The organism is Pseudomonas sp. DWRC2-2 (assembly GCF_049897885.1).
Taxonomy (GTDB): Bacteria; Pseudomonadota; Gammaproteobacteria; order Pseudomonadales; family Pseudomonadaceae; genus Aquipseudomonas; species Aquipseudomonas azotoformans_A.
The window spans coordinates 291,396-313,774 of the sequence record NZ_JAFCXD010000004.1 but is presented as its reverse complement, the minus strand read 5'-3'; the positions used below and the strand labels follow the sequence as shown (position 1 = coordinate 313,774).

General features: G+C 61.2%; 24 protein-coding genes and 1 pseudogene. 20 read left to right on the top strand and 5 right to left on the bottom strand.

Annotated elements, in window-relative coordinates:
* The 8 genes from ACP7EW_RS20305 (at nt 1) to ACP7EW_RS20270 (ending at nt 8,504) form a co-directional block, all read left to right on the top strand.
* Nucleotides 1-702 carry an SPOR domain-containing protein gene (locus ACP7EW_RS20305; RefSeq protein ID WP_025858692.1) on the top strand — a complete coding sequence of 234 codons (702 nt, stop codon included), beginning with the start codon at nt 1-3 and terminating at the stop codon, nt 700-702.
* A 223-nt stretch (nt 703-925) separates the two neighbouring features.
* Nucleotides 926-1,456, top strand: coding sequence for an ATP-dependent protease subunit HslV (gene hslV / locus ACP7EW_RS20300; RefSeq protein WP_003171209.1), 531 nt, complete (start codon nt 926-928; stop codon nt 1,454-1,456).
* A gap of 36 nt (nt 1,457-1,492) precedes the next feature.
* Nucleotides 1,493-2,830, top strand: a complete 1,338-nt coding sequence (hslU, locus tag ACP7EW_RS20295) for an ATP-dependent protease ATPase subunit HslU (RefSeq protein WP_426219244.1) — start codon at nt 1,493-1,495, stop codon at nt 2,828-2,830.
* 79 nt (nt 2,831-2,909) lie between these two features.
* Complete coding sequence (locus ACP7EW_RS20290; RefSeq protein WP_177113902.1) at nt 2,910-3,287, top strand: gamma-butyrobetaine hydroxylase-like domain-containing protein; 378 nt, start codon at nt 2,910-2,912, stop codon at nt 3,285-3,287.
* A 249-nt stretch (nt 3,288-3,536) separates the two neighbouring features.
* Nucleotides 3,537-5,216: a class II poly(R)-hydroxyalkanoic acid synthase gene (gene phaC / locus ACP7EW_RS20285; RefSeq protein WP_426219242.1), complete on the top strand. Its 1,680-nt coding sequence runs from the start codon at nt 3,537-3,539 to the stop codon at nt 5,214-5,216.
* Between the two features lie 22 nt (nt 5,217-5,238).
* The gene (gene phaZ, locus ACP7EW_RS20280; protein ID WP_016979176.1) at nt 5,239-6,084 is read left to right on the top strand and encodes a poly(3-hydroxyalkanoate) depolymerase; all 846 of its coding nucleotides are present in this window, start codon (nt 5,239-5,241) and stop codon (nt 6,082-6,084) included.
* A gap of 89 nt (nt 6,085-6,173) precedes the next feature.
* Nucleotides 6,174-7,856, top strand: coding sequence for a class II poly(R)-hydroxyalkanoic acid synthase (gene phaC / locus ACP7EW_RS20275; RefSeq protein WP_426219240.1), 1,683 nt, complete (start codon nt 6,174-6,176; stop codon nt 7,854-7,856).
* Between the two features lie 27 nt (nt 7,857-7,883).
* Nucleotides 7,884-8,504 (top strand): TetR/AcrR family transcriptional regulator, encoded by a 621-nt coding sequence (locus tag ACP7EW_RS20270; RefSeq protein WP_426219238.1) that lies wholly within the window; start codon nt 7,884-7,886, stop codon nt 8,502-8,504.
* A gap of 48 nt (nt 8,505-8,552) precedes the next feature.
* Here the strand turns inward: ACP7EW_RS20270 and ACP7EW_RS20265 are convergent, their stop codons facing one another.
* The 3 genes from ACP7EW_RS20265 to ACP7EW_RS20255 all read right to left on the bottom strand — a co-directional run bounded on the left by ACP7EW_RS20265 (nt 8,553) and on the right by ACP7EW_RS20255 (nt 10,352).
* On the bottom strand, nt 8,553-9,536 hold the full coding sequence (locus ACP7EW_RS20265; protein WP_426219237.1) for a phasin family protein: 984 nt from the start codon (nt 9,534-9,536) through the stop codon (nt 8,553-8,555).
* Nucleotides 9,537-9,548: 12 nt separating this feature from the next.
* Nucleotides 9,549-9,971 (bottom strand): phasin family protein, encoded by a 423-nt coding sequence (locus tag ACP7EW_RS20260; RefSeq protein WP_061434972.1) that lies wholly within the window; start codon nt 9,969-9,971, stop codon nt 9,549-9,551.
* Nucleotides 9,972-10,076: 105 nt separating this feature from the next.
* Complete coding sequence (locus tag ACP7EW_RS20255; RefSeq protein ID WP_033897739.1) at nt 10,077-10,352, bottom strand: polyhydroxyalkanoic acid system family protein; 276 nt, start codon at nt 10,350-10,352, stop codon at nt 10,077-10,079.
* A gap of 144 nt (nt 10,353-10,496) precedes the next feature.
* Here ACP7EW_RS20255 and ubiE point away from each other — a divergent pair, with 144 nt between their 5' ends.
* The 12 genes and pseudogenes from ubiE to ACP7EW_RS20195 all read left to right on the top strand — a co-directional run bounded on the left by ubiE (nt 10,497) and on the right by ACP7EW_RS20195 (nt 20,662).
* Entirely contained in the window at nt 10,497-11,267 is a 771-nt protein-coding gene (ubiE, locus tag ACP7EW_RS20250; protein WP_426219235.1) for a bifunctional demethylmenaquinone methyltransferase/2-methoxy-6-polyprenyl-1,4-benzoquinol methylase UbiE, read from the top strand.
* Nucleotides 11,267-11,890, top strand: a complete 624-nt coding sequence (locus ACP7EW_RS20245; RefSeq protein WP_426219233.1) for a ubiquinone biosynthesis accessory factor UbiJ — start codon at nt 11,267-11,269, stop codon at nt 11,888-11,890. Before ubiE ends, ACP7EW_RS20245 begins: the two co-directional genes overlap by 1 nt.
* Complete coding sequence (gene ubiB, locus ACP7EW_RS20240; protein WP_426219231.1) at nt 11,887-13,491, top strand: ubiquinone biosynthesis regulatory protein kinase UbiB; 1,605 nt, start codon at nt 11,887-11,889, stop codon at nt 13,489-13,491. Before ACP7EW_RS20245 ends, ubiB begins: the two co-directional genes overlap by 4 nt.
* 41 nt (nt 13,492-13,532) lie before the next feature.
* On the top strand, nt 13,533-13,925 hold the full coding sequence (gene hisI, locus ACP7EW_RS20235; protein ID WP_033897735.1) for a phosphoribosyl-AMP cyclohydrolase: 393 nt from the start codon (nt 13,533-13,535) through the stop codon (nt 13,923-13,925).
* 2 nt (nt 13,926-13,927) lie between these two features.
* Nucleotides 13,928-14,260 carry a phosphoribosyl-ATP diphosphatase gene (locus ACP7EW_RS20230; RefSeq protein ID WP_003187881.1) on the top strand — a complete coding sequence of 111 codons (333 nt, stop codon included), beginning with the start codon at nt 13,928-13,930 and terminating at the stop codon, nt 14,258-14,260.
* Nucleotides 14,261-14,286: 26 nt separating this feature from the next.
* Entirely contained in the window at nt 14,287-14,565 is a 279-nt protein-coding gene (locus ACP7EW_RS20225) for a twin-arginine translocase TatA/TatE family subunit (RefSeq protein ID WP_003171180.1), read from the top strand.
* Nucleotides 14,566-14,575: 10 nt separating this feature from the next.
* Nucleotides 14,576-14,980, top strand: a complete 405-nt coding sequence (gene tatB / locus ACP7EW_RS20220) for a Sec-independent protein translocase protein TatB (RefSeq protein WP_426219230.1) — start codon at nt 14,576-14,578, stop codon at nt 14,978-14,980.
* Nucleotides 14,977-15,765 carry a twin-arginine translocase subunit TatC gene (tatC, locus tag ACP7EW_RS20215; protein ID WP_010213805.1) on the top strand — a complete coding sequence of 263 codons (789 nt, stop codon included), beginning with the start codon at nt 14,977-14,979 and terminating at the stop codon, nt 15,763-15,765. The genes tatB and tatC overlap by 4 nt, the downstream gene beginning before the upstream one ends.
* Entirely contained in the window at nt 15,762-16,469 is a 708-nt protein-coding gene (locus ACP7EW_RS20210) for a 16S rRNA (uracil(1498)-N(3))-methyltransferase (RefSeq protein ID WP_426219228.1), read from the top strand. The genes tatC and ACP7EW_RS20210 overlap by 4 nt, the downstream gene beginning before the upstream one ends.
* 262 nt (nt 16,470-16,731) lie before the next feature.
* Nucleotides 16,732-17,742: pseudogene (locus ACP7EW_RS20205) on the top strand (methyl-accepting chemotaxis protein); the annotation flags it as partial.
* A 33-nt stretch (nt 17,743-17,775) separates the two neighbouring features.
* Nucleotides 17,776-18,648, top strand: a complete 873-nt coding sequence (locus ACP7EW_RS20200) for a methyl-accepting chemotaxis protein (RefSeq protein ID WP_371317946.1) — start codon at nt 17,776-17,778, stop codon at nt 18,646-18,648.
* Nucleotides 18,649-18,754: 106 nt separating this feature from the next.
* Nucleotides 18,755-20,662, top strand: a complete 1,908-nt coding sequence (locus ACP7EW_RS20195) for a methyl-accepting chemotaxis protein (RefSeq protein ID WP_426219226.1) — start codon at nt 18,755-18,757, stop codon at nt 20,660-20,662.
* Here the strand turns inward: ACP7EW_RS20195 and ACP7EW_RS20190 are convergent.
* Both ACP7EW_RS20190 and ACP7EW_RS20185 read right to left on the bottom strand, forming a co-directional pair.
* Nucleotides 20,657-21,391: an amino acid ABC transporter ATP-binding protein gene (locus tag ACP7EW_RS20190; protein WP_033897730.1), complete on the bottom strand. Its 735-nt coding sequence runs from the start codon at nt 21,389-21,391 to the stop codon at nt 20,657-20,659. The genes ACP7EW_RS20195 and ACP7EW_RS20190 overlap by 6 nt on opposite strands.
* Complete coding sequence (locus ACP7EW_RS20185; RefSeq protein WP_061434965.1) at nt 21,384-22,343, bottom strand: amino acid ABC transporter permease; 960 nt, start codon at nt 22,341-22,343, stop codon at nt 21,384-21,386. The genes ACP7EW_RS20190 and ACP7EW_RS20185 overlap by 8 nt, the downstream gene beginning before the upstream one ends.
* Nucleotides 22,344-22,379 lie beyond the last annotated feature (36 nt).

Here is a 22,379-nt window from a genome sequence, read left to right as displayed (position 1 = left end):
TTGGCTGCCAAGAAAAAACCTGCACCCAAGCGCGGCGCCAGCCGCTACCAGGCCCCGGCGAAGAAGCCGATCCCGGGCTGGTTGTGGATGGCGATCGGCCTCACCGTCGGTGCGTTTATCGTGTTCCTGATGAAGCTGGATCCGGGCAAGGGCGATGACGTCAAACGGGTCAAGCAGGAACAGCAGAAGGCCACGAAAATGGCCGAAGCCAACAAGACGGCGCCAAGCCCGACCGCACCTGTGAAGCCGAAGTACGACTTCTACACGCTGCTGCCGGAATCGGAAGTGATCGTGCCGCCTGACGCCGTGCCGGAGAAAACCCTGCCGACGCCACAGGTACCGACCACGCCGGTCACCCCAGCGGAAGCGGCAAAAATCGACACGGCACGCGCCCAGGCCGCGCTGGCCGGCATTACGCCGCCGCCAGCACCGCCGGTTGCCGAGACCAAAGCCGCGCCGGTGACCAAGTTCTTCCTGCAAGCGGGTTCGTTCCCGAAACAGGCGGATGCGGACCGCGTGCGGGCGCAGATCATTCTGCTAGGACAGTCGGTGACGGTTGAGTCCGGCACGGTGAAGGATGCGACCTGGTATCGCGTGCTGGTGGGGCCGTTCAGCAACCGTGAGCAGTTGACTGTGGCGCAGAAACAACTGGCCGGCGCGGGCTTTAGCAACCTGTTGTTACAACAACGCCAGAGCCGCTGAATACGCAGCCCTGTAGGAGCGAGCTTGCTCGCGAAGCGCTCAAAATCGCCGCGGGGCACCAGGTTCCCCGCGTCATCGTTGACGACCTTCGCGAGCGAGCTCGCTCCTACAGTGACCTTCTGCCACTCGTCTGCACACCCTTCCTACGGTTGAAATCCCCCCCACCATCCCCATATCAGTTTCCATCAGGGCATTTTCGCCCCGCTGCGTGGAGACTCTCCCCTTGACCACCATCGTTTCAGTACGTCGCCACGGCAAAGTCGTCATGGGCGGCGACGGCCAGGTTTCCCTGGGTAATACCGTGATGAAAGGCAACGCCAAGAAAGTGCGTCGCCTGTACCACGGCCAGGTTCTCGCAGGCTTTGCCGGCGCCACCGCCGACGCTTTCACCCTTTTCGAGCGTTTCGAAGGCCAGCTAGAGAAACATCAGGGTCATCTGGTGCGCGCTGCGGTTGAACTCGCCAAAGAATGGCGCACAGACCGCTCCCTCAGCCGCCTGGAAGCCATGCTGGCCGTCGCCAACAAAGACGCTTCCCTGATCATCACCGGCAACGGCGATGTGGTTGAGCCTGAACATGGTCTGATCGCCATGGGTTCCGGCGGTGGCTACGCCCAAGCGGCCGCCAGCGCACTGTTGAAGAAAACCGACCTGTCGGCTCGCGAAATCGTCGAGACCGCCCTGGGCATCGCCGGTGATATCTGCGTGTTCACCAACCACAACCAGACCATTGAGGAGCAGGACCTCGCTGAGTAAGCCGTAGGCTTATTCCGCTTGAGGCCGCCAAACACTATGTCCATGACTCCCCGCGAAATCGTCCATGAACTCAACCGCCATATCATCGGCCAGGACGATGCCAAGCGCGCCGTAGCCATTGCGCTGCGTAACCGCTGGCGCCGGATGCAACTGCCCGAAGAACTGCGCGTTGAAGTAACGCCCAAGAACATCCTGATGATCGGCCCGACCGGCGTCGGTAAAACCGAAATCGCCCGTCGCCTGGCCAAGCTGGCCAATGCGCCGTTCATCAAGGTCGAAGCCACCAAGTTCACCGAAGTGGGCTATGTGGGCCGCGACGTCGAGTCGATTATCCGCGACCTGGCCGACGCCGCCCTGAAAATGCTGCGCGAACAGGAAGTAACCAAGGTCAGCCACCGCGCCGAAGACGCCGCCGAAGAGCGCATCCTCGACGCCCTGCTGCCACCGGCACGCATGGGTTTCAACGAAGACGCCGCGCCGGCCTCGGACTCCAACACCCGCCAGCTGTTCCGCAAGCGCCTGCGTGAAGGCCAGCTGGACGACAAGGAAATCGAGATCGAAGTCGCTGAAGTCTCCGGCGTCGACATCTCCGCCCCGCCTGGCATGGAAGAAATGACCAGCCAGTTGCAGAACCTGTTCGCCAACATGGGCAAGGGCAAGAAGAAAAGCCGCAAGATCAAGGTGAAGGAAGCGCTGAAACTGGTGCGCGACGAAGAAGCCGGGCGCCTGGTGAATGAGGAAGAACTCAAGGCCAAGGCCCTGGAAGCGGTCGAGCAGCACGGCATCGTGTTTATCGACGAGATCGACAAGGTGGCCAAGCGCGGCAACTCCGGCGGTGTCGATGTGTCCCGCGAGGGCGTACAGCGCGACCTGCTGCCGCTGATCGAAGGCTGCACGGTGAACACCAAGCTGGGCATGGTCAAGACCGACCACATCCTGTTTATCGCCTCCGGCGCGTTCCACCTGAGCAAGCCAAGCGACCTGGTGCCAGAGTTGCAAGGCCGCCTGCCGATCCGCGTGGAACTCAAGGCGCTGACCCCAGGCGACTTCGAGCGCATCCTCAGCGAGCCGCACGCGTCGCTCACCGAGCAATACCGTGAGCTGCTGAAAACCGAAGGCTTGGGTATCGAGTTCCAAGCGGACGGCATAAAGCGCCTGGCGGAGATCGCCTGGCAGGTCAACGAGAAGACCGAGAACATCGGTGCCCGTCGTTTGCATACCTTGCTGGAGCGGCTGCTGGAGGAAGTGTCCTTCAGTGCTGGCGATTTGGCTGGCGCGCAAAATGGCGAAGTGATCAAGATCGACGCTGACTACGTCAACAGCCACTTGGGCGAATTGGCACAGAACGAAGATCTGTCGCGCTACATTCTGTAGAGTTCAAGCTGTAAGCTACAAGCGACAAGTTGACCCCATTCAACTTGAAGCTTGTAGCTTGCAGCCCAAGGTCTTCCCAATGTCCAAATTTCCCACCGCTGTAAACCTGCACAAAACCTCCAACACCCTCGGCCTCACCTACGGGCCCGACGAGGTGTACCAACTCCCCGCCGAACTGCTGCGCACCCACTCGCCTTCCGCCGAGGTCCAGGGGCACGGCAAACCCATCCTGCAATTCGGCAAGCTCAATGTGCGGTTGATCAAGATCGAACCGGCCGGCCAGTACGCACTGAAATTGACCTTCGACGACGGTCATGACAGCGGACTGTTCACCTGGGACTACCTCTACCAACTCGCCGTGCGCCAAGACGCGTTGTGGGTCGATTATCTGGCCGAACTCAAAGCCGCCGGCAAAACCCGCGATCCGGATCAGTCGGTCGTACGGCTGATGCTCTAGCACAGGCCTCTTGCTCTTTAGAGGGCATTTTCTAATTTCATCTGCTTGAATGCCCTGTCGCGTGACCAACGATTGGTCCGCTTGCGAAAAAAATTAAACTCGGGTAACCAATGGAGCTGGCAAGTTCCCTGCATTTGACGATGCGGTATCAACGGTCACCCGAGTCGCAGTACCAGGCTTGTGTTGTGTATCGAAACTGGGTGCGCAGCGGTCCCCGGTACTCGTCTTTCGGACAATGGAGCGTCGTAGATGAGTAACAAGAACAACGATGACTTGAAACGCCAGGCCTCGGAAAACACCCTGGGGCTCAACCCGATCATCGCGTTACGTAAAAAGGATTTACTCGCCTCGGCGAAGATGGTGCTGACCCAAGCCATCAAACAACCGTTGCACAGCGTCAAGCACGTCGCGCATTTTGGCGTCGAGTTGAAGAACGTGATGTTCGGCAAATCCGCGTTGGTGCCCGAGAACGACGACCGTCGTTTCCAGGACCCGGCCTGGAGCCAGAACCCGCTCTACAAACGCTACCTGCAAACCTACCTGGCGTGGCGCAAGGAACTGCACGACTGGATCGGCGACAGCAACCTGTCGGAACAGGACATCAGCCGCGGCCACTTCGTGATCAACCTGATGACCGAAGCCATGGCCCCCACTAACAGCGCGGCCAACCCGGCGGCGGTCAAACGTTTCTTTGAAACCGGCGGCAAGAGCCTGCTCGATGGCCTGTCCCACCTGGCCAAGGACATGGTGCACAACGGCGGCATGCCGAGCCAGGTCAACATGGGCGCCTTTGAAGTGGGCAAGACCCTGGGCACGACCGAAGGCGCCGTGGTGTTTCGCAACGACGTGCTGGAGCTGATCCAGTACAAGCCGATCACCGAACAGGTGCACGAACGCCCGCTGCTAGTGGTGCCGCCGCAGATCAACAAATTCTATGTATTCGACCTGAGCCCGGAGAAGAGCCTGGCGCGATTCTGCCTGCGCAATAACCAGCAAACTTTTATCGTCAGCTGGCGCAACCCGACCAAGGCCCAGCGCGAGTGGGGCCTGTCGACCTATATCGAGGCGCTCAAGGAAGCGGTGGATGTGGTCACGGCGATTACCGGCAGCAAAGATGTGAACATGCTCGGCGCCTGCTCCGGCGGCATCACCTGCACTGCCCTGCTCGGCCACTACGCGGCGCTGGGCGAGAAGAAGGTCAACGCCCTGACCCTGCTGGTGAGCGTGCTGGACACCACGCTGGACACCCAGGTGGCACTGTTTGTCGACGAACAGACTCTGGAGGCGGCCAAGCGCCATTCCTACCAGACCGGCGTGCTGGAAGGCCGCGACATGGCCAAGGTGTTCGCCTGGATGCGCCCCAACGACCTGATCTGGAACTACTGGGTCAACAACTACCTGCTGGGCAACGAACCGCCGGTGTTCGACATCCTGTTCTGGAACAACGACACCACGCGTTTGCCGGCGGCATTCCACGGTGACCTGATCGAGCTGTTCAAGAACAACCCACTGGTGCGCGCCAACGCACTGGAAGTGTGCGGCACGCCCATCGACCTCAAGCAGGTCACCGCCGATATCTATTCCCTGGCCGGCACCAACGACCACATTACGCCGTGGCAGTCGTGCTACAAATCGGCACAGCTGTTTGGTGGCAAGGTGGAGTTCGTGCTGTCCAGCAGCGGGCATATCCAGAGCATCCTCAACCCGCCGGGCAACCCCAAGGCGCGCTACCAGACCAGCGACAGCCTGACGGCGAAGCCGCTGGAGTGGCAGGAGAATGCCACCAAGCACACCGATTCGTGGTGGCTGCATTGGCAAGCCTGGCAGGCGGAACGGGCGGGTAAGTTGAAGAAAGCACCTACAAGCCTGGGTAACAAAACCTATGCGGCGGCCGAAGCGGCGCCGGGCACTTATGTACACGAACGATAATCCTCACCCGTAGGGTAAGCCCATGCCGCAACCGTTCATCTTCCGCACCATCGACCTGGATGGCCAGACCATCCGCACGGCGGTGCGCCCGGGCAAGCCTCACTTGACGCCGTTGCTGATCTTCAATGGCATCGGCGCCAACCTTGAGTTGGTGTTTCCGTTCGTCCAGGCGTTGGACCCAGACCTGGAAGTGATCGCGTTCGATGTGCCCGGCGTGGGCGGTTCCTCCACACCCAATCGACCGTACCGTTTTCCCGGCTTGGCCAAGCTCACCGCACGTATGCTCGATTACCTGGACTATGGCCAGGTGAACGCGGTGGGTGTGTCTTGGGGGGGCGCGTTGGCGCAGCAGTTTGCCTACGACTACCCGGAGCGCTGCAAGAAGCTGATCCTGGCGGCCACGGCGGCGGGTGCGGTGATGGTGCCGGGCAAGCCGAAAGTGTTGTGGCTGATGGCCAGTCCGCGCCGTTACATCCAACCGTCCCACGTGGTGCGCATCGCGCCGATGATCTACGGCGGCTCGTTCCGCCGCGACTCAAAACTGGCCGCCGAACACGCGAGCAAAGTGCGCTCGGCCGGCAAGTTGGGCTACTACTGGCAGCTGTTCGCCGGGTTGGGCTGGACCAGCATCCACTGGCTGCACAAGATCCGCCAACCCACCCTGGTGCTGGCCGGGGACGACGACCCGCTGATCCCGCTGATCAACATGCGCATGCTGGCCTGGCGCATCCCCAATGCACAGTTGCACATCATCGATGACGGCCACCTGTTCCTGATCACCCGGGCGGAAGCCGTGGCGCCGATCATCATGAAATTTCTCGAAGAGGAGCGCATGCGCGCGGTGATCCATCCGCGACCGGCCGTGTAAGGACCGCACCGCCGCGCAACTTGCCAGGAACCGGCTATGGTTCTGAATTGGCGTGCCTGTTTGATGGCTTGACGAAGGAGTGTTGGCTCATGCGAGAAAGACCCGTGACGAACCCGGCGCCCACCCCTGCCGCGTTCATCAATGCGCAAAATGCGATCACCGGCCTGCGCGGTCGGGACCTGCTGTCGACCCTGCGCAGCGTGGCCGCCCATGGCTTGCGCAACCCGGTGCATACCGCTCGCCATGCCTGGGCGTTGAGCGGTCAACTGGGCCGCGTGCTGCTCGGTGAAACCGTGCACGAACCCAACCCCAACGACGGCCGCTTCACCGACCCCACCTGGAAGCTCAACCCGCTGTACCGGCGTAGCCTGCAAGCCTATCTGAGCTGGCAGAAGCAGACCCGTCACTGGATCGATGACAGTTCCCTGAGCGCCGATGACCGCGCCCGTGCGCATTTTGCTTTCTCGTTGATCAACGATGCGGTCTCCCCGTCCAACACCCTGCTCAACCCGCTGGCGATCAAGGAGTTGCTCAACTCCGGCGGCAACAGCGTGGTGCGCGGTGTGACCAACCTGTTCGAAGACCTGCTGCACAACAATGGCCTGCCACGCCAGGTGAGCAAGCACGCCTTCGAAGTGGGCAAGACGGTCGCCACCACCCCAGGCTCGGTGGTGTTTCGCAATGAGCTGCTGGAGCTGATCCAGTACAAACCCATGAGCGAAAAGCAGTACGCCAAGCCGCTGTTGATCGTGCCGCCGCAAATCAACAAGTACTACATTTTCGACTTGAGCCCCGCCAACAGCTTTGTGCAGTACGCCCTCAAGAATGGCCTGCAGACCTTTATGGTCAGCTGGCGCAACCCGGATGTGCGGCATCGCGAATGGGGCCTGTCCACCTACGTCGCTGCGCTGGAAGAAGCGCTCAACGTGTGCCGCGCGATCACCGGCGCCCGTGAGGTCAACCTGATGGGCGCCTGCGCCGGTGGCCTGACCATCGCCGCGCTGCAAGGCCACCTGCAGGCCAAGCGTCAGCTGCGCCGCATCTCCAGCGCCAGCTACCTGGTGAGCCTGCTGGACAGCCAGATCGACAGCCCCGCCACCCTGTTCGCCGATGAACAGACCCTGGAAGCCGCCAAGCGCCGCTCCTACCAGCAAGGCGTGCTGGACGGCCGCGACATGGCCAAGGTGTTCGCCTGGATGCGCCCCAATGACCTGATCTGGAACTACTGGATCAACAACTACCTGCTGGGCAAGGAACCGCCGGCTTTCGACATCCTGTACTGGAACAACGACAACACGCGCCTGCCCGCCGCGCTGCACGGCGACCTGTTGGACTTCTTCAAGCACAACCCGCTGAGTCATCCCGGTGGCCTGGAGGTGTGCGGCACGCCGATCGATTTGCAGAAGGTCACGGTGGACAGCTTCAGTGTGGCCGGCATCAACGACCACATCACGCCGTGGGACGCGGTGTATCGCTCCACCCAATTGCTGGGCGGCGAGCGGCGCTTCGTGCTGTCCAACAGCGGGCATATCCAGAGCATTCTCAACCCGCCGGGCAACCCCAAGGCCAACTACGTCGAGAACCCCAAGCTGAGCAGCGACCCGCGCGCCTGGTACTACGACGCCAACCACGTCGAAGGCAGTTGGTGGCCGCAATGGTTGGAGTGGATCCAGCAGCGCTCCGGCGTGCAACGAGAAACCCTCACCGCCCTGGGCAACCAGAATTACCCACCGATGGAAGCGGCGCCCGGCACCTATGTGCGCGTGCGCTGAGCTCAACGATCACGTTAAGAAGACTGGATGAAGACCCGCGACCGTATCCTTGAATGTGCCCTGCAGTTGTTCAACCAGAAGGGCGAGCCGAATGTGTCGACCATGGAGGTGGCCAATGAAATGGGGATCAGCCCCGGCAACCTCTACTACCACTTCCATGGCAAGGAACCGTTGGTGCTCGGGTTGTTCGAGCGTTTCCAGAATGAGTTGGCGCCCCTGCTCGACCCTCCGGCGGACGCGCAACTGGAAGCCGAGGATTACTGGCTGTTCCTGCACCTGATCGTCGAGCGCATGGCGCATTACCGGTTCTTGTTCCAGGACTTGTCGAACCTGGCGGGACGCCTGCCAAAGCTGGCCAAGGGCATTCGCAACCTGCTGACAGCGCTCAAACGGACCCTGGCGTCTTTGCTGGCGCGACTGAAGGCGGCCGGGCAGTTGGTCAGCAGCACCCAGGCCCTGGGGCAACTGGTGGAGCAGATCACCATGACCTTGCTGTTTTCGTTGGATTACCAGCGGATTCTTGATCGCGAAGGTGAAGTGCAGGTGGTGGTCTACCAGATCATGATGCTGGTGGCGCCGCATTTGCTGCAGCCGGCGCGGCAGGCGACTGAGCGCTTTGCCCTCAAGTATGTAGATCACACCCCATAAAAAATGCCCGACCTTTGCAGGCCGGGCATTTTTTGTGTCCTGGAAAAATCAGGACTGACTGGATGGCGTCGGGGTTGCCGGCGTTGCAGTCGGGGTCACAGCAGCAGGGGTCGGCGCGGACACCGAGTTGGCTGTGGAAGCGGTCGGCGCAGTGGCAGGCTTGGCCGCAACAGCAGGCTTGGGTGCTGCTGGTTTTTTTGCTACCGCTGGCTTCTTCGCGGCGGCTGGTTTTGCCGCGGGCTTGGCTGCAGCAGGCTTGGCAGCCGGTTTCGCGGCGGCCGGCTTGGCTGCAGGTTTCGCAGCGGCTGGCTTGGCAGCGGGTTTTGCAGCTGCAGTTTTGGCCGCAGGCTTGGCGGCTGGTTTAGCGGCGGCCTTGGCTGCTGGTTTGGCGGCTGGCTTGGCAGCAGCTTTAGCGGCAACTGGTTTAGCGGCAGGCTTGGCGGCCGGTTTGGCAGCGGCGGTTTTTGCCGCAGGCTTGGCGGCTGGTTTAGCCGCTGCTTTGGCAGGAGCCTTGGCAGCAGGTTTGGCAGCCGCTTTTACCAGAGGCTTGGCGGCAGTTTTCGCAGCCGGTTTGGCCGCTGCGGTTTTAGCCGCAGGCTTGGCAGCCGGTTTTGCAGCAGCCGTTTTCGCGGGAGCCACTTTAGCGCCGGTCAGTTTTTCAATTTGCTTGGTCAGGGTATCGACCTTGCTGTGCAGCGTCTTCAGCTCTGCCTTGCTCGGCACGCCCAGTCGCGAAATGGCACTGTTGAGGCGCTTGTCGAAAGTTTCTTCCAACTTGCCCCACGTGTCCGAAATGCTCGACTTGGCGGAGCCGGCAGTTGCCTTGGCGGCTTCAACTTTTTTACCAACCGTGGTTTTGGTCAACTTCTCAGCCTTCTCGCCGTCCTTGACCAAAGTCTCGAAGTATTTGCCGCCGTCACTGCTAACCTTCGAGTACACGCCTAAACCAGCAAGCCAGATCTTACGGGAATATTTTTCAACTTCCCCGACCCACGAGCTGCCTTCTTTCTGAGTAGTCTTTTTAACAGCCATCCCGATGTCTCCTTAGTGTTTACGCGCGACACGTTCTAGCAATGTCGTCAGCTCTTCGAGCTTAGCAGAGAGTGTCTCAACGTCATGTTTAGACGCAATGCCGATTCGATTCAAGGCACTGGCAACGCGAGTATCAAAAGCTTTTTCAACTTTATCCAGCTGAACTTCTACCAGACCTTTGACGGAGGAGACATTACTCTTTACTTGGTCAATCTGACTGTTGGCGGCCTCAAGTTGTTCAACTGCAACTTTTTTACCTTTACTTTCAACATGTTGACCGGTCTTAACCAGCTCTTTGAAGTACTCGCTGCCTTCGCTTCCAACCTTGGCGTAAGCACCAAGTCCTGCCAGCCAGATCTTGCGGGCGTAGGATTTAACCTCGCTCAGGGTAGTGGTCTGGGCGTCGATTTTTTTCTTCAGGATAACTTTGGCCATGGTGCACCTCACGCAGATTAGGGGGGAGGAACGGCCCGCAGGAGTTGAGGGCTTGGGCACAAAGTAGGCTGGAAAATTAGAATCGGCACCCTAAGAACAGACGGATCACACCAAGGCTTTATCCAGGGCTTTTTCGATTTCGGACTTGATGGTGCCACTCATGGCCGACATCAACAGGCCCAGTTCCACATCGATGCGCAACGAATCTTCAGTGACTAATACCGTGCCCTTAACCCCCGAACGCTTGAGGTTCAAGGTATCGCCGGACCACGACGGCTCCAGGCCATATTGCTCTTTGAGTTTGTGCGCCAACTTGTCGGCCTTCGCCCGCGCGCCCTCTTTACCCAGTGAATGTGCGCGCTCAACGGTTATACGGGCCATTGCAATGACTCCTCTTTATAGGGACGTGAATACCTTCGATGCGGCAAAAGGTCTCGGTGACCACCCATCTTACCTGCAGCCTTGCCAAGACAAAGCAGGCCTTGGGGATTATCATGTCCCGCATTCTCTTTTGGTGACAGCGATATGACTGATCAGCGCAAAGGCAGCGATGCCGAACCCACCACTCACTTCGGCTTCAAGAACGTCCCGGAAAGCCAGAAAGCGGAAAAAGTCGCTGAGGTGTTCCACTCGGTCGCGGCCAAGTACGACCTGATGAACGACGTACTGTCGGGCGGCATGCACCGCCTGTGGAAGCGCTTCACCATCGAGTTGTCGGGGGTTCGCCCTGGCAACCGTGTGCTGGACATCGCCGGCGGCACGGGTGACCTGGCGGCCAAGTTCTCCAAGTTGGTGGGCCCGACTGGCCAAGTGATACTGGCCGACATCAACGGCTCGATGCTCAAGGTCGGGCGCGACCGCCTGCTGGATAAAGGCGTGGCCGGCAATATCGAATTCGTCCAGGCCGACGCAGAAAAACTGCCATTCCCCGACAACCATTTCGACTGCGTCACCATCGCCTTCGGTCTGCGTAACGTCACCCACAAGGAAGACGCGATCCGCTCGATGCTGCGCGTGCTCAAGCCGGGTGGCCGCCTGCTGGTGCTGGAGTTCTCCAAGCCGACCAACGCCATCATGTCCAAGGTCTACGACACCTACTCCTTCGCCTTCATGCCGTTGATGGGCAAGCTGATCACCAATGACGCCGAGAGCTATCGCTACCTGGCCGAATCGATCCGCATGCACCCTGACCAGGAAACCCTGAAGTCGATGATGGTAGAAGCCGGTTTCGACCGGGTGACCTACCACAACATGACCTCGGGTATCGTCGCCCTGCACCGTGGCATCAAGCCCTGATGCTGCTCGCAGGCCTTCTCGCCAGCGTTGAACACGGCCTCAACCGTGTGCTGCGCCTGGACAGCACCGCCCTGGCGCGGCTTGCGCACCTCAATGGCAAAGTGATTGCCGTCGACTGCCGCAGCCCCGCCTTGCAGCTGTTTATCCTGCCCAGCGATGAAGGACTGATGCTCGCGACCCAATGGGCCGCTGACGCCGACTGCACCTTGCGTGCGCCGGCATCGAGCCTGTTGCACCTGGCCCTGAGCCGCAACAAGACCGCCATCCTGCACAGCGCCGAAGTGGAGCTGGAAGGCGACAGTTCGGTGCTGATGGACCTGGCTGCCGTGCTGCAGGACCTGGAACTGGACTGGGAATACGAGCTGTCACGCTGGATCGGCCCGGTGGCCACCCAGTTGATCAGCGGGCACCTGCGCAGCCGTTCGCGCTGGTACCAGCAGGGGTTCGCCAGCCTCAACCAGAACCTCGCCGAATACCTGAGCGAAGAATCGCGCACCCTGGTCGGAGAACGGGAAGCGCAAGCGCGCTTTCGTGAACTCGACAAGGCCAAAATCGACCTGGAACGCCTCGAGGCACGCTTCGAGCGCCTGAGCCGTTCCCTTGATCCAAGCGATAACGCATGAAGCTGCTCGCCGTCCGCCGTTTGTTTCGTATCCAGCGCGTCGTAATCCGCTACCAACTCGATGACCTGCTGTTCGCCCTGCCCCTGCCGTGGTTCCTGCTGGCGGTGCGCTATGTGCTGCCGTGGCGCTGGTTCCCGCGCAAAAAGCTGGCGCTCAGCCGTGGCGCACGCCTGCGCCTGGCCTTGCAGGACCTGGGGCCGATCTTCATCAAGTTCGGGCAGATCCTCTCGACCCGCCGCGACTTGCTGCCTGAAGACATCGCCGACGAGTTGATGCTGCTGCAGGACCGCGTGCCGCCGTTCGATTCGCAGCAGTCGATGGCGTTGATCGAAGAGCAACTGGGCAAAAAGATCAGCGAAGTCTTCAGCCGCTTTGACGTCGAGCCCCTCGCGTCGGCCTCCGTGGCGCAGGTCCACGCAGCTCAGCTAAAGACCGGCGAAGAAGTGGTGGTGAAGGTGATCCGCCCGGGTCTCAAGCCGATCATCGGCCAGGACCTGGCGTGGCTGTTCATCCTCGCCCGTGCCGCCGAGCGTTTCTCGGCCGATGCGCGCCTGCTGCACCCGGTGGATGTGGTCGCCGACTACGAAAAGACCATCTACGACGAACTCGACCTGCTGCGCGAAGCCGCCAATGCCAGCCAGCTCAAGCGCAACTTCGAAGGCTCGCCCCTGCTGTACGTGCCGCAAGTGTATTGGGACTGGTGCCGCCCCAAAGTCTTGGTGATGGAGCGCATCTACGGCGTGCAGGTCACCGACCTCGCAACCCTGGCCGACCAGCGCACCGACATGAAGATGCTCGCCGAGCGCGGCGTGGAGATCTTCTTCACCCAGGTGTTCCGCGACAGTTTCTTCCACGCCGACATGCACCCCGGCAACATCTTCGTCAGCACCGTGAACCCGTGGAGCCCGCAGTACATTGCGATCGACTGCGGCATCGTGGGCAGCCTGACCCCGGAAGACCAGGACTACCTGGCGCGCAACCTGTTCGCCTTCTTCAAGCGCGACTACCGCCGCGTGGCGCAGTTGCACATTGATTCGGGCTGGGTGCCGGCAGAAACCAAGCTCAACGAATTCGAAGCGGCGATCCGCACCGTGTGCGAGCCGATCTTTGAAAAACCGTTAAAAGATATTTCCTTTGGTCAGGTGCTGATGCGCCTGTTCCAGACCGCGCGACGCTTCAACATGGAAGTGCAGCCGCAGTTGGTTTTGCTGCAAAAAACCCTGCTGAACATCGAAGGCCTGGGCCGCCAGTTGTACCCGGACCTGGACCTGTGGAACACCGCCCAGCCGTTCCTGGAACGCTGGATGCGCGAGCGCATGAGCCCGAAAACCGTGCTGGGCAACCTGCACAGCCAGATGGAACAACTGCCGCACCTGGCCAACATGACCCGCGACCTGCTGGAGCGCATGTCCCAGCCCCACGCCAAGGACCCGGCGCCGCCCTGGAAGCAGCGCAAGGACGACTGGTTCCTGCGCCTGCTGGGCGCTGCGCACCTGGTCGGCGGGGTGATGCTGGCCATCGGTGGCCCGCTGAACCAACTGGGCCACTGGCCGGCTGGCATCATGGTCGCCGTCGGTGTTTATCTGATCGTGCGTCGATAGCCAATCCGGTTATACACTGTCGCAAATTGCCGGAGCCGAACATGAAAGACTGGCTGGACGAGATCAAGTGGGACAGTGACGGCCTGGTGCCGGCCATTGCCCAAGACTACAAGACCGGGCGCGTGCTGATGATGGCCTGGATGAACCGCGAGGCCCTGAGCCTCACCGCCACTGAGCAGCGCGCCATCTACTGGTCACGCTCGCGTGGCAAACTGTGGCGCAAGGGCGAAGAGTCCGGGCACGTGCAGACCCTGCACGAGATGCGCATCGACTGCGACGCCGACGTGGTGATCCTCAAGGTCGAGCAGATCGGCGACATCGCCTGCCACACCGGCCGTCACAGCTGCTTCTATCGCGTTTTCGAGAATGGCGAATGGAAGGTTGTGGAGCCGGTGCTCAAAGACCCCGACGCCATTTACTCGGCAGGACACTAGACATGAGCGATACCCTGAACCGCGTGGCCCAGGTGCTGGAAGACCGCAAAGGCGCGGATGCCGACAGTTCCTACGTCGCCAGCCTGTACCACAAGGGCTTGAACAAGATCCTGGAAAAGCTCGGCGAAGAATCCGTCGAGACCATCATTGCAGCCAAGGACGCGCAAATCAGCGGTGATTACAGCGATGTAATCTACGAGACCGCTGACTTGTGGTTCCATAGCCTGGTCATGCTCGCCCAACTGGGGCAGCATCCGCAGGCTGTGCTGGATGAACTGGACCGACGCTTCGGCTTGTCCGGGCATGCCGAGAAAGCCTCGCGCCCGTCCGCCTGAATAACTAAGACTTGAGGATTTGCAGCATGGGCATTTTTGACTGGAAACACTGGATCGTCATTCTGGTGGTGGTGGTACTGGTGTTCGGCACCAAGAAACTCAAAAACCTGGGCACCGATGTGGGCGAGTCGATCAAGGGCTTCCGCAAAGCCATGAACGACGACGAAAAACCCGCCGACCCGGCCGCCAACCCAGTGCCTCCGGCGCAGCCTGTGCACCCGCAGGCCACCCAGCCGATCACCGAGCGTCGCACCTTCGACGTGCAGGCTGAGAAAGTCGAAGAGCCGACCCGCAAAGACTCGTGAGCACTGACTAATGTTTGGTATCAGCTTCTCTGAACTGCTGCTCGTCGGCCTCGTCGCCTTGCTGGTACTGGGGCCGGAACGCCTGCCCGGTGCCGCACGCACGGCCGGCCTGTGGATCGGGCGCCTGAAACGCAGTTTCAACGCCATCAAACAGGAAGTTGAACGGGAAATCGGCGCGGACGAGATCCGCCGGCAACTGCACAACGAGCACATCCTGTCGTTGGAGCAGGAAGCCCGGAAGATTCTGTCGCCGGTGCAGGAGCCCGCCAAACCGGCGGAGCCTGTGCCTGAAAACAGCATTGCACCGGTTGCCGAAGCCGCACCCGTGGTACCGACCGCGCCCACCGAGCCTGCGCCGACGCCCACCGCGTCGCCCGCGCCCCATGACCCTACATTGCCGCCGCGAGCCCCATGAGCGCTGATAAACCGGAAAACGACCAGCATATGCCGCTGGTCTCGCACCTCACCGAGCTGCGTACCCGCCTGCTGCGTTGCGTAGCGGCCATCTTCATCATCTTTGCCGGGTTGTTCGCCTTTACCCAGCAGATCTACACCTTCGTCTCCACGCCGCTGCGCCAATACCTGCCGGCCGGTGCGACGATGATCGCCACCGACGTGTCGTCGCCGTTCCTCACGCCGTTGAAGCTGACCATGATGGTCTCGCTGTTCCTGGCGATCCCGGTGATCCTGCACCAGATCTGGGGCTTTATCGCGCCGGGCCTGTACAAGCATGAGAAGCGCATCGCCGTGCCGCTGCTGGTGTCGAGCATCCTGCTGTTCTACACCGGCATGGCGTTCGCCTACTTCCTGGTGTTCCCGCTGATCTTCAAGTTCTTCGCCGCCGCCACCCCGGCCGGCGTGGAAATGATGACTGACATCACCAGCTACCTCGACTTTGTGATGACGCTGTTCTTCGCCTTTGGCGTGGCCTTCGAAATCCCGGTGGCCGTGGTGCTGCTGGTATGGATCGGCGTGGTCAACGTGGCGTACCTGAAGAAGATCCGCCCGTACGTGATCATCGGCTGCTTCGTGGTCGGCATGATCCTCACGCCACCGGACATCTTCTCCCAGACCCTGCTGGCCGTGCCGATGTGGATGCTGTTCGAGATCGGCATCCTGTTCAGCGGCTTGATCAGCAAGCGCGGCGAACACCCGGATGACCAACCCGACGACGACCAGCCGCCAGCGACCCAGCCGTGAACCTGCTGCTCCTCGAAGAGGCCGACTTCATCGCGGCCGACCGTGTGGTGCTGCGTGATCGGCGCCTGGTGCACATGCAGGAAGTCCATCGCGCCGCCGTCGGCGACAGCCTGCGCGTCGGCCGCATCGGCGGGCAGATGGGCAATGCCCAACTGCTGCGTCTGGATGCAGCGGAAGCAGAGCTGCACGTCAGCTTCGACCAACCGCCGCCGGCCAAACTGCCGCTGACCCTGCTGCTGGCGCTGCCGCGCCCGAAGATGCTGCGTCGGGTGCTGCAGACCGTAGCCGCCATGGGCGTGCCCAAGGTGGTGCTGCTCAACAGCTACCGCGTCGAGAAGAGCTTCTGGCAAACCCCGTTCCTGGAACCCGAAGCGATTCGCGAGCAACTGATCCTCGGACTGGAACAGGCACGCGACACGATCTTGCCCGAGATCATCATCGAAAAACGCTTCAAACCCTTCGTCGAAGACCGCCTGCCGGCCATGACCGCAGGCACCTTGGGCCTTATCGGCCATCCCGGTGATTACCCGGCCTGCCCACGCGGGCTGGACGAGCCGGTGACCCTGGCAATCGGCCCGGAAGGCGGCTGGATCCCCTACGAAGTGGACCTGCTGACCAAGGCCGGCTTACAGCCCGTGCAGCTCGGCGCCCGAATCCTGCGCGTCGAAACCGCCGTCACCGCCCTGCTCGCCCGCTTGTTCTAACCCCGCTTACTCCGGATGGATGGGCTTTTTGTGGTGAGCGGGCTTGCCCCGCGCTGGGCTGCGCAGCGGCCCCAACAAGGACGCCGCAGTGTATCAGCAAGACCGCGATGCCTGGGTTTAGGGCGGCTCCGCCACCCAGCGCGGGGCAAGCCCGCTCACCACACAAACCCTCTCCGACATTCGACCTTGTTCCTACAGAACTCACCTACGCTGCCGATAAGCTCTTAATAAGTCCAAGCCTTGTTCCAGGGGAGTTCGCAGCATGTATCGTTGGTTAGCCGAAAAGCTGGGGAATGTAAGCGTCAATCGCAAGCTGGGCGTAGGCTTTGGCTTGGTGTTGATCCTGACGCTGTTGATCACCTTCACCGGCTGGACCGGCCTGGGCGATGTGATCAATCGCGGTGACAAGCTGGGCTATATCTCCAGCCTCAACGGCCTGACCAAGGACTTGCGCCTGGCGCGCCTGGACTTCGAAATGCGTCGCGGTGAACAAGGCACCGACGCCGTCAACAACTTGATCACCAAACTGGACAGTGGCCTGAAAACCGCCGCCGACCTGATCGAGCAACCCGACGACAAGGCCCTGGTGGAGCAGCAACAAGACGCCCTGAACCAATATAAAAAGGCTTTTGCCGCCATGGTCCAGGCCGGGCTCAAGCGTGAAGGTGCCCGCAGCAAACTGGGCGACACCGCCGACAACGCCGTGGCGAAGGTCAGCGAGGTCGAAAAAAGCCTGCTGCAAGGCGACAGCGTCACCCAGTTCAACAGCGTGGTCGACCTGAGCAAACTGATTCAGCAAGCGCGCTTCCAGGTGCGCGGCTACACCTATAGCGCCAAGGTCGAGGCTGAACAGCCGGCCCTCGATGCCATTGATAACGCCATCAAGAAGATCACCGAACTGGAAGGCCAACTGCCCGCGCAGTACCAGGCCAACCTGCAGCAGGCCAGCACCTCGCTGCAAGCCTACCGCGCGGCCGTCAGCCAGTACCGTGACTCCCAGACCGCCGCCGCCGAGGCGCTGAAAATCATGAGTGCCCAGGGCGATATCCTGCTGGGCCACAGCGAAAAGCTCACCACCTCGCAAACCGTGGTGCGCGACACCGACGCGGCGCATGCCAAACAACTCTTGCTGCTGGCGACGGTGCTGGCGCTGATCTTCGGCCTGGTTGCTGCTTGGGCGATCACACGCCAGATCGTCATCCCACTGAACCAGACCCTCAAGGTCGCCGAGCGCGTCGCCTCCGGCGACCTGAGCCACAACCTGACTTCCACGCGCCAGGACGAACTGGGGCAGCTGCAACGCGCCATGCAGAGCATGACCGTCGGCCTGCGCGAGCTGATCGGTGGTATCAGCGACGGTGTCACCCAGATCGCCAGCGCCGCCGAGCAACTGTCGGCCGTGACCGAACAGACCAGCGCCGGGGTCAACAGCCAGAAGGTCGAGACCGATCAGGTTGCCACCGCCATGAACGAAATGGCCGCCACTGTTCAGGAAGTCGCGCGCAACGCCGAGGAGGCCTCTGAAGCCGCCGTGGCGGCTGACCAACAAGCCCGAGAAGGCGACAAGGTGGTCGGCGAAGCCATCGCCCAGATCGAACGCCTGGCCACCGAAGTGGGCAACTCCACGGTCGCCATGGGTGACCTGAAGCGCGAAAGCGACAAGATCGGCAGCGTGCTCGACGTGATCAAGTCCGTGGCCCAGCAAACCAACCTACTGGCCCTCAACGCCGCGATTGAAGCTGCGCGCGCCGGTGAGGCCGGGCGTGGCTTCGCCGTGGTGGCGGACGAAGTGCGCAGCCTGGCCCAACGTACCCAGAAGTCCACCGAAGAGATCGAAGAGCTGATCGTCGGCCTGCAAAGCGGCACGCAGCAAGTGGCGACCATCATGGACAACAGCCGTGGCTTGACCGACAGCAGCGTCGAACTGACCCGCCGTGCCGGCAGCGCCTTGGCGAGTATCACCCGCACGGTCTCGACCATCCAGGCGATGAACTCACAGATCGCCACGGCCGCCGAGCAACAAAGCGCAGTGGCGGAAGAGATCAACCGCAGCGTGTTGAACGTGCGCGATGTGTCGGAACAGACCTCGTCGGCCAGTGAAGAAACCGCTGCATCCAGTGCCGAGCTGGCCCGCCTGGGGATTTACCTGCAGACGCTGGTGGGGCGTTTCCGGATCTGATCCAAAATTTGTGAAACGTCCTACGTAGTTATCAGCCCAGCGTTACACCGAATCGAATTAGCGTTTCCTTAGTTGCGAAACGCTTCTTCAGATTCGGAGGTTCATCATGCTCTCTCGGCTGACCCGCTTGCTGGCCAATGCCAGCGTCCGCCTCAAGCTCGCACTGGGGTTTGGCCTGGTGCTGATACTCAGCTTCACCATCGCCGGCACGGGCTGGCAGGCCCTCAACACCGTACTGTTCCGCTCAAGCAACCTGGCTGTGCTTGGTCAACTGGCCGCGGTCGCCGAAGCCATGCGTGCGGACCGTATTGTTTACCGAACGCTTACGGACACCGCCAGCCTGGACAAAATGAAACAGCAGCTCGAACGCATCGATCAGCACCTCAACTACCTGACAACTCACCTGATAGACCCAGCCGATCGGGCGCGTATTCAGGAGGCAGAGCGTCTGGTGATCAGCTTCAATGCCGAGCTTTTGGAGCTGCCCTCCCTGATCCAACAACGGGAAAACACACGCCCCCCGCTCAAGAAAACCGTACTCCGAACCAACGAGACTCTGGCTCAACTCGCCCGTGGGCTGCCTGACCGACAAGACCAGCCTGCCCTGGAGGTTGTAGAAAACCTGCGCCAGGCCATAACGCACGCCGAAGGCCAAGCCCAAAGCCCCGCTTGGGCTGCCGAGTCATTACAAGCCTATTCAGAAGCTGTCGGTAAGACCCTCGACGCGCTGGACGTAGCTCAAGCCGCTGTCACCGAGCTACCCGTTGACTCAACCCTGCTCAAAGCCGACTTGGCAAACTATCGCACGCAGTTGGTAAAGCTCAAGGAGGCGCAGATCACCACAGAGACCGTACAGAATCGTCTTGAACAGCAGCTCAACCAGTTGCTCGAACACAGCGAATTCGTTAGCCAAAGCCAGACGCTCAAGCGCGACACCGAAGCGAACCACACCCGGACGCTACTCATCAGCGTCACGGCTGCGGCCCTACTGCTCGGTTCGCTGGCTGCCTGGTGGATTGCCCGGCAGATCGCCGTGCCGCTGCGCCAGGTACTGGCATCGGCGAACCGCATCGCCCAGGGCGATCTCAGTCACAACATCCACGCAGAGCGCCACGATGAGCTGGGCCAACTGCAACAGGCCATCGGCGACATGACCCGCAACCTGCGCAGCCTGATCAGCGGCATCAGTGACAGCGCCCGACAGATCGCCACTGCCGCCACACAGCTGTCGGCGGTGACGGAGCAAACCCGCGCAGGCATCAGCAACCAGAAGGACGAGACCGACCAAGTCGCCACCGCGATGAATGAAATGCTCGCCACCGCCCAGGAAGTGGCGCGACATGCCGAACAAGCATCGGCAGCGGCCAATGAAGCCGATCATCAAGCCACCGCCGGGGACCGGGTGGTCGGGCAGGCGGTGGAGCAGATTGGTCATCTGGCCCACGAAATGGCGCGCGCGGGCCAGGCCATGATTGCACTGCAACAAGAGAGTCAAAAGATCGGGGGCGTGCTGGACGTCATCAAGTCCGTGTCGCAGCAGACCAACTTGCTGGCCCTGAACGCTGCCATTGAAGCCGCACGCGCGGGTACGGCAGGCGACGGGTTTGCCGTAGTCGCCGACGAAGTGCGCAGCCTGGCCCAGCGCACCCAGGCATCCGCTGAAGAGATCGAAGGGCTGATACTCGGATTGCACACCGGCACCCAGCAGGTGGCCGATATCATGGACGGCAGCCGCGCCCTGACTGACTACAGCGTCGACCTGAGCCGTGATGCAGGCGATGCACTCGCGGCGATTATCCGCACAGTGTCGATCATCCAGGAAATGAACCCGCAGATCGCCGCCGCCGCCGAGGAACAGAGTGCAGTGGCGGAAGAGATCAATCGCAGTGTGTTGAAGGTGCGCGATGTATCCGAACAAACTGCCGCCGCCAGTGAGGAGACGGCGGCGGCGAGTGTTCAGCTAACCCGGCTGAGCCTGGATCTGCAGGCGCTGGTGGGCAAATTCAGGCTATAGGACCTGACGCAGGAAAGCTTGGGCCCGTGGGTCTTTCGGCGCATCGAAGAACGCGGCCGGGGCGGCGTCTTCCAGCAACTTGCCATGGTCGAAAAACAGCACGCGGTCAGCCACTTCACGGGCAAAACCCATTTCGTGGGTGACACAGACCATGGTCATGCCTTCCAGGGCCAGGGTCTTCATCACGTCCAGCACTTCGCCGACCATTTCCGGGTCCAGTGCCGAGGTGGGCTCGTCAAACAGCATGACCTTAGGGTCCATCGCCAAGGCTCGGGCAATCGCGACACGCTGCTGCTGACCGCCGGACAAGCGAGATGGAAACTCATTGGCCTTCTGTGCAATTCCGACCTTTTCCAGCAACGCCAGGGCTTTGGCCTCGCGCTCCTTCTTGCTGCGCTTGCGCACGACTTTCTGCGCCAGGCACAGGTTTTCCAGCACGGTCATGTGGGGGAACAGGTTGAAGTGCTGGAACACCATGCCGACTTCGCGGCGATAGGCATTTACATCGGTCTTCGGGTCGGCCAGTTGCAGGCCGTCGATGCTCACCGAGCCCGAGTCGAATTCTTCCAGGCCATTGAGGCAGCGCAAGAAGGTGGACTTGCCGGAGCCGGACGGGCCGATCACCACCAGCACTTCACCCTTGGCCACCTGGGTGGTCACGTTGTCGACCGCGCGGACCACCTGCCCACGGGTGTCGAAGACTTTTACCAGATCGCGGACTTCAATCACTTTGCGCGAGCCTCCGCTCAAGCCGGCTGGCCATTTTCGACAGCGGCAGGTTGATCAGCAGGTACAGGCCTGCGACGCAGAACAGGATTTCAAACGGCGAGAACGAGGTGGTGATCACCTCGCGGCCGCTCTTGAGCAGTTCGGTAATCGCAATCACCGAGACCAGCGAAGTGTCTTTCACCAGGCTGATAAATTGCCCGGCCAACGGCGGCAGCACGCGCTTGAACGCCTGCGGCAATACCACATGGCGCATTGACTGGCTGGCACTCAGGCCCAGGGACCGCGCGGCTTCGTTCTGGCCACGGGTGATGGACTGCACGCCAGCGCGCACGATTTCCGCTACATAAGCGCCGGTGAACAGCGACAGCGCGGCGATCCCGGCAAATTCCCGGGACAGGTTGAGCACCGTTCCGATAAAGAAGTAGAAAATGAAGATCTGCACCAATAGCGGCGTGCCGCGTACCAGTTCGACGTAGATCGTCGACAAATCTCGTAAGGTCGGGTTGCTGGACAAGCGGCACAGCCCGGTCGCCAGGCCGATGATCAAGCCAAGGATGCCAGAGACAACAGACAGCCACAGTGTGGTCCACAAACCCCACATCAGTGGGCCCAACGCCCAATGGCGGGTCACGCCGACCACATCGCCTTCGGCCACATCGTCGCCACGCGCCACTTGCAGGCTGTTGTCGGCAACGGTCAGCTTTTGCTCGGCGCCCGCGTCGTTGCGCAAGGTCACTTCGGCGATATCGCCTTTGCGTACCAGCTCGACCACCGTGGAGATATCAGCGGCGCGCTGGGACGTTTCAGCCTGGTAGGCGAAGTATTGCGGTACACGGTTCCAGCGCCACTCGTAGGACATCAGCGACGTGGCGTAGTACAAGGCGCCAGCCAGGCCGACCAGCACGACCACGGTCAGCAGGTGCCAGGGCCATTGGGCTTTTTTCTGTTTCATTTCAGGTTCCGGGATGGGTGTCGCCTGTCACGCTGC

What these genes read in the sequence shown, in the direction of transcription:
- hslU (WP_426219244.1), top strand. Translation starts at nt 1,493, where the DNA reads ATGTCCATGACTCCCCGCGAAATCGTCCATGAACTCAACCGCCATATC.
- ACP7EW_RS20290 (WP_177113902.1), top strand. Translation starts at nt 2,910, where the DNA reads ATGTCCAAATTTCCCACCGCTGTAAACCTGCACAAAACCTCCAACACC.
- phaC (WP_426219242.1), top strand. Translation starts at nt 3,537, where the DNA reads ATGAGTAACAAGAACAACGATGACTTGAAACGCCAGGCCTCGGAAAAC.
- phaZ (WP_016979176.1), top strand. Translation starts at nt 5,239, where the DNA reads ATGCCGCAACCGTTCATCTTCCGCACCATCGACCTGGATGGCCAGACC.
- phaC (WP_426219240.1), top strand. Translation starts at nt 6,174, where the DNA reads ATGCGAGAAAGACCCGTGACGAACCCGGCGCCCACCCCTGCCGCGTTC.
- ACP7EW_RS20270 (WP_426219238.1), top strand. Translation starts at nt 7,884, where the DNA reads ATGAAGACCCGCGACCGTATCCTTGAATGTGCCCTGCAGTTGTTCAAC.
- ACP7EW_RS20265 (WP_426219237.1), bottom strand. Translation starts at nt 9,536, where the DNA reads ATGGCTGTTAAAAAGACTACTCAGAAAGAAGGCAGCTCGTGGGTCGGG.
- ACP7EW_RS20260 (WP_061434972.1), bottom strand. Translation starts at nt 9,971, where the DNA reads ATGGCCAAAGTTATCCTGAAGAAAAAAATCGACGCCCAGACCACTACC.
- ACP7EW_RS20255 (WP_033897739.1), bottom strand. Translation starts at nt 10,352, where the DNA reads ATGGCCCGTATAACCGTTGAGCGCGCACATTCACTGGGTAAAGAGGGC.
- ubiE (WP_426219235.1), top strand. Translation starts at nt 10,497, where the DNA reads ATGACTGATCAGCGCAAAGGCAGCGATGCCGAACCCACCACTCACTTC.
- ACP7EW_RS20245 (WP_426219233.1), top strand. Translation starts at nt 11,267, where the DNA reads ATGCTGCTCGCAGGCCTTCTCGCCAGCGTTGAACACGGCCTCAACCGT.
- ubiB (WP_426219231.1), top strand. Translation starts at nt 11,887, where the DNA reads ATGAAGCTGCTCGCCGTCCGCCGTTTGTTTCGTATCCAGCGCGTCGTA.
- hisI (WP_033897735.1), top strand. Translation starts at nt 13,533, where the DNA reads ATGAAAGACTGGCTGGACGAGATCAAGTGGGACAGTGACGGCCTGGTG.
- ACP7EW_RS20230 (WP_003187881.1), top strand. Translation starts at nt 13,928, where the DNA reads ATGAGCGATACCCTGAACCGCGTGGCCCAGGTGCTGGAAGACCGCAAA.
- ACP7EW_RS20225 (WP_003171180.1), top strand. Translation starts at nt 14,287, where the DNA reads ATGGGCATTTTTGACTGGAAACACTGGATCGTCATTCTGGTGGTGGTG.
- tatB (WP_426219230.1), top strand. Translation starts at nt 14,576, where the DNA reads ATGTTTGGTATCAGCTTCTCTGAACTGCTGCTCGTCGGCCTCGTCGCC.
- tatC (WP_010213805.1), top strand. Translation starts at nt 14,977, where the DNA reads ATGAGCGCTGATAAACCGGAAAACGACCAGCATATGCCGCTGGTCTCG.
- ACP7EW_RS20200 (WP_371317946.1), top strand. Translation starts at nt 17,776, where the DNA reads ATGCAGAGCATGACCGTCGGCCTGCGCGAGCTGATCGGTGGTATCAGC.
- ACP7EW_RS20195 (WP_426219226.1), top strand. Translation starts at nt 18,755, where the DNA reads ATGCTCTCTCGGCTGACCCGCTTGCTGGCCAATGCCAGCGTCCGCCTC.
- ACP7EW_RS20185 (WP_061434965.1), bottom strand. Translation starts at nt 22,343, where the DNA reads ATGAAACAGAAAAAAGCCCAATGGCCCTGGCACCTGCTGACCGTGGTC.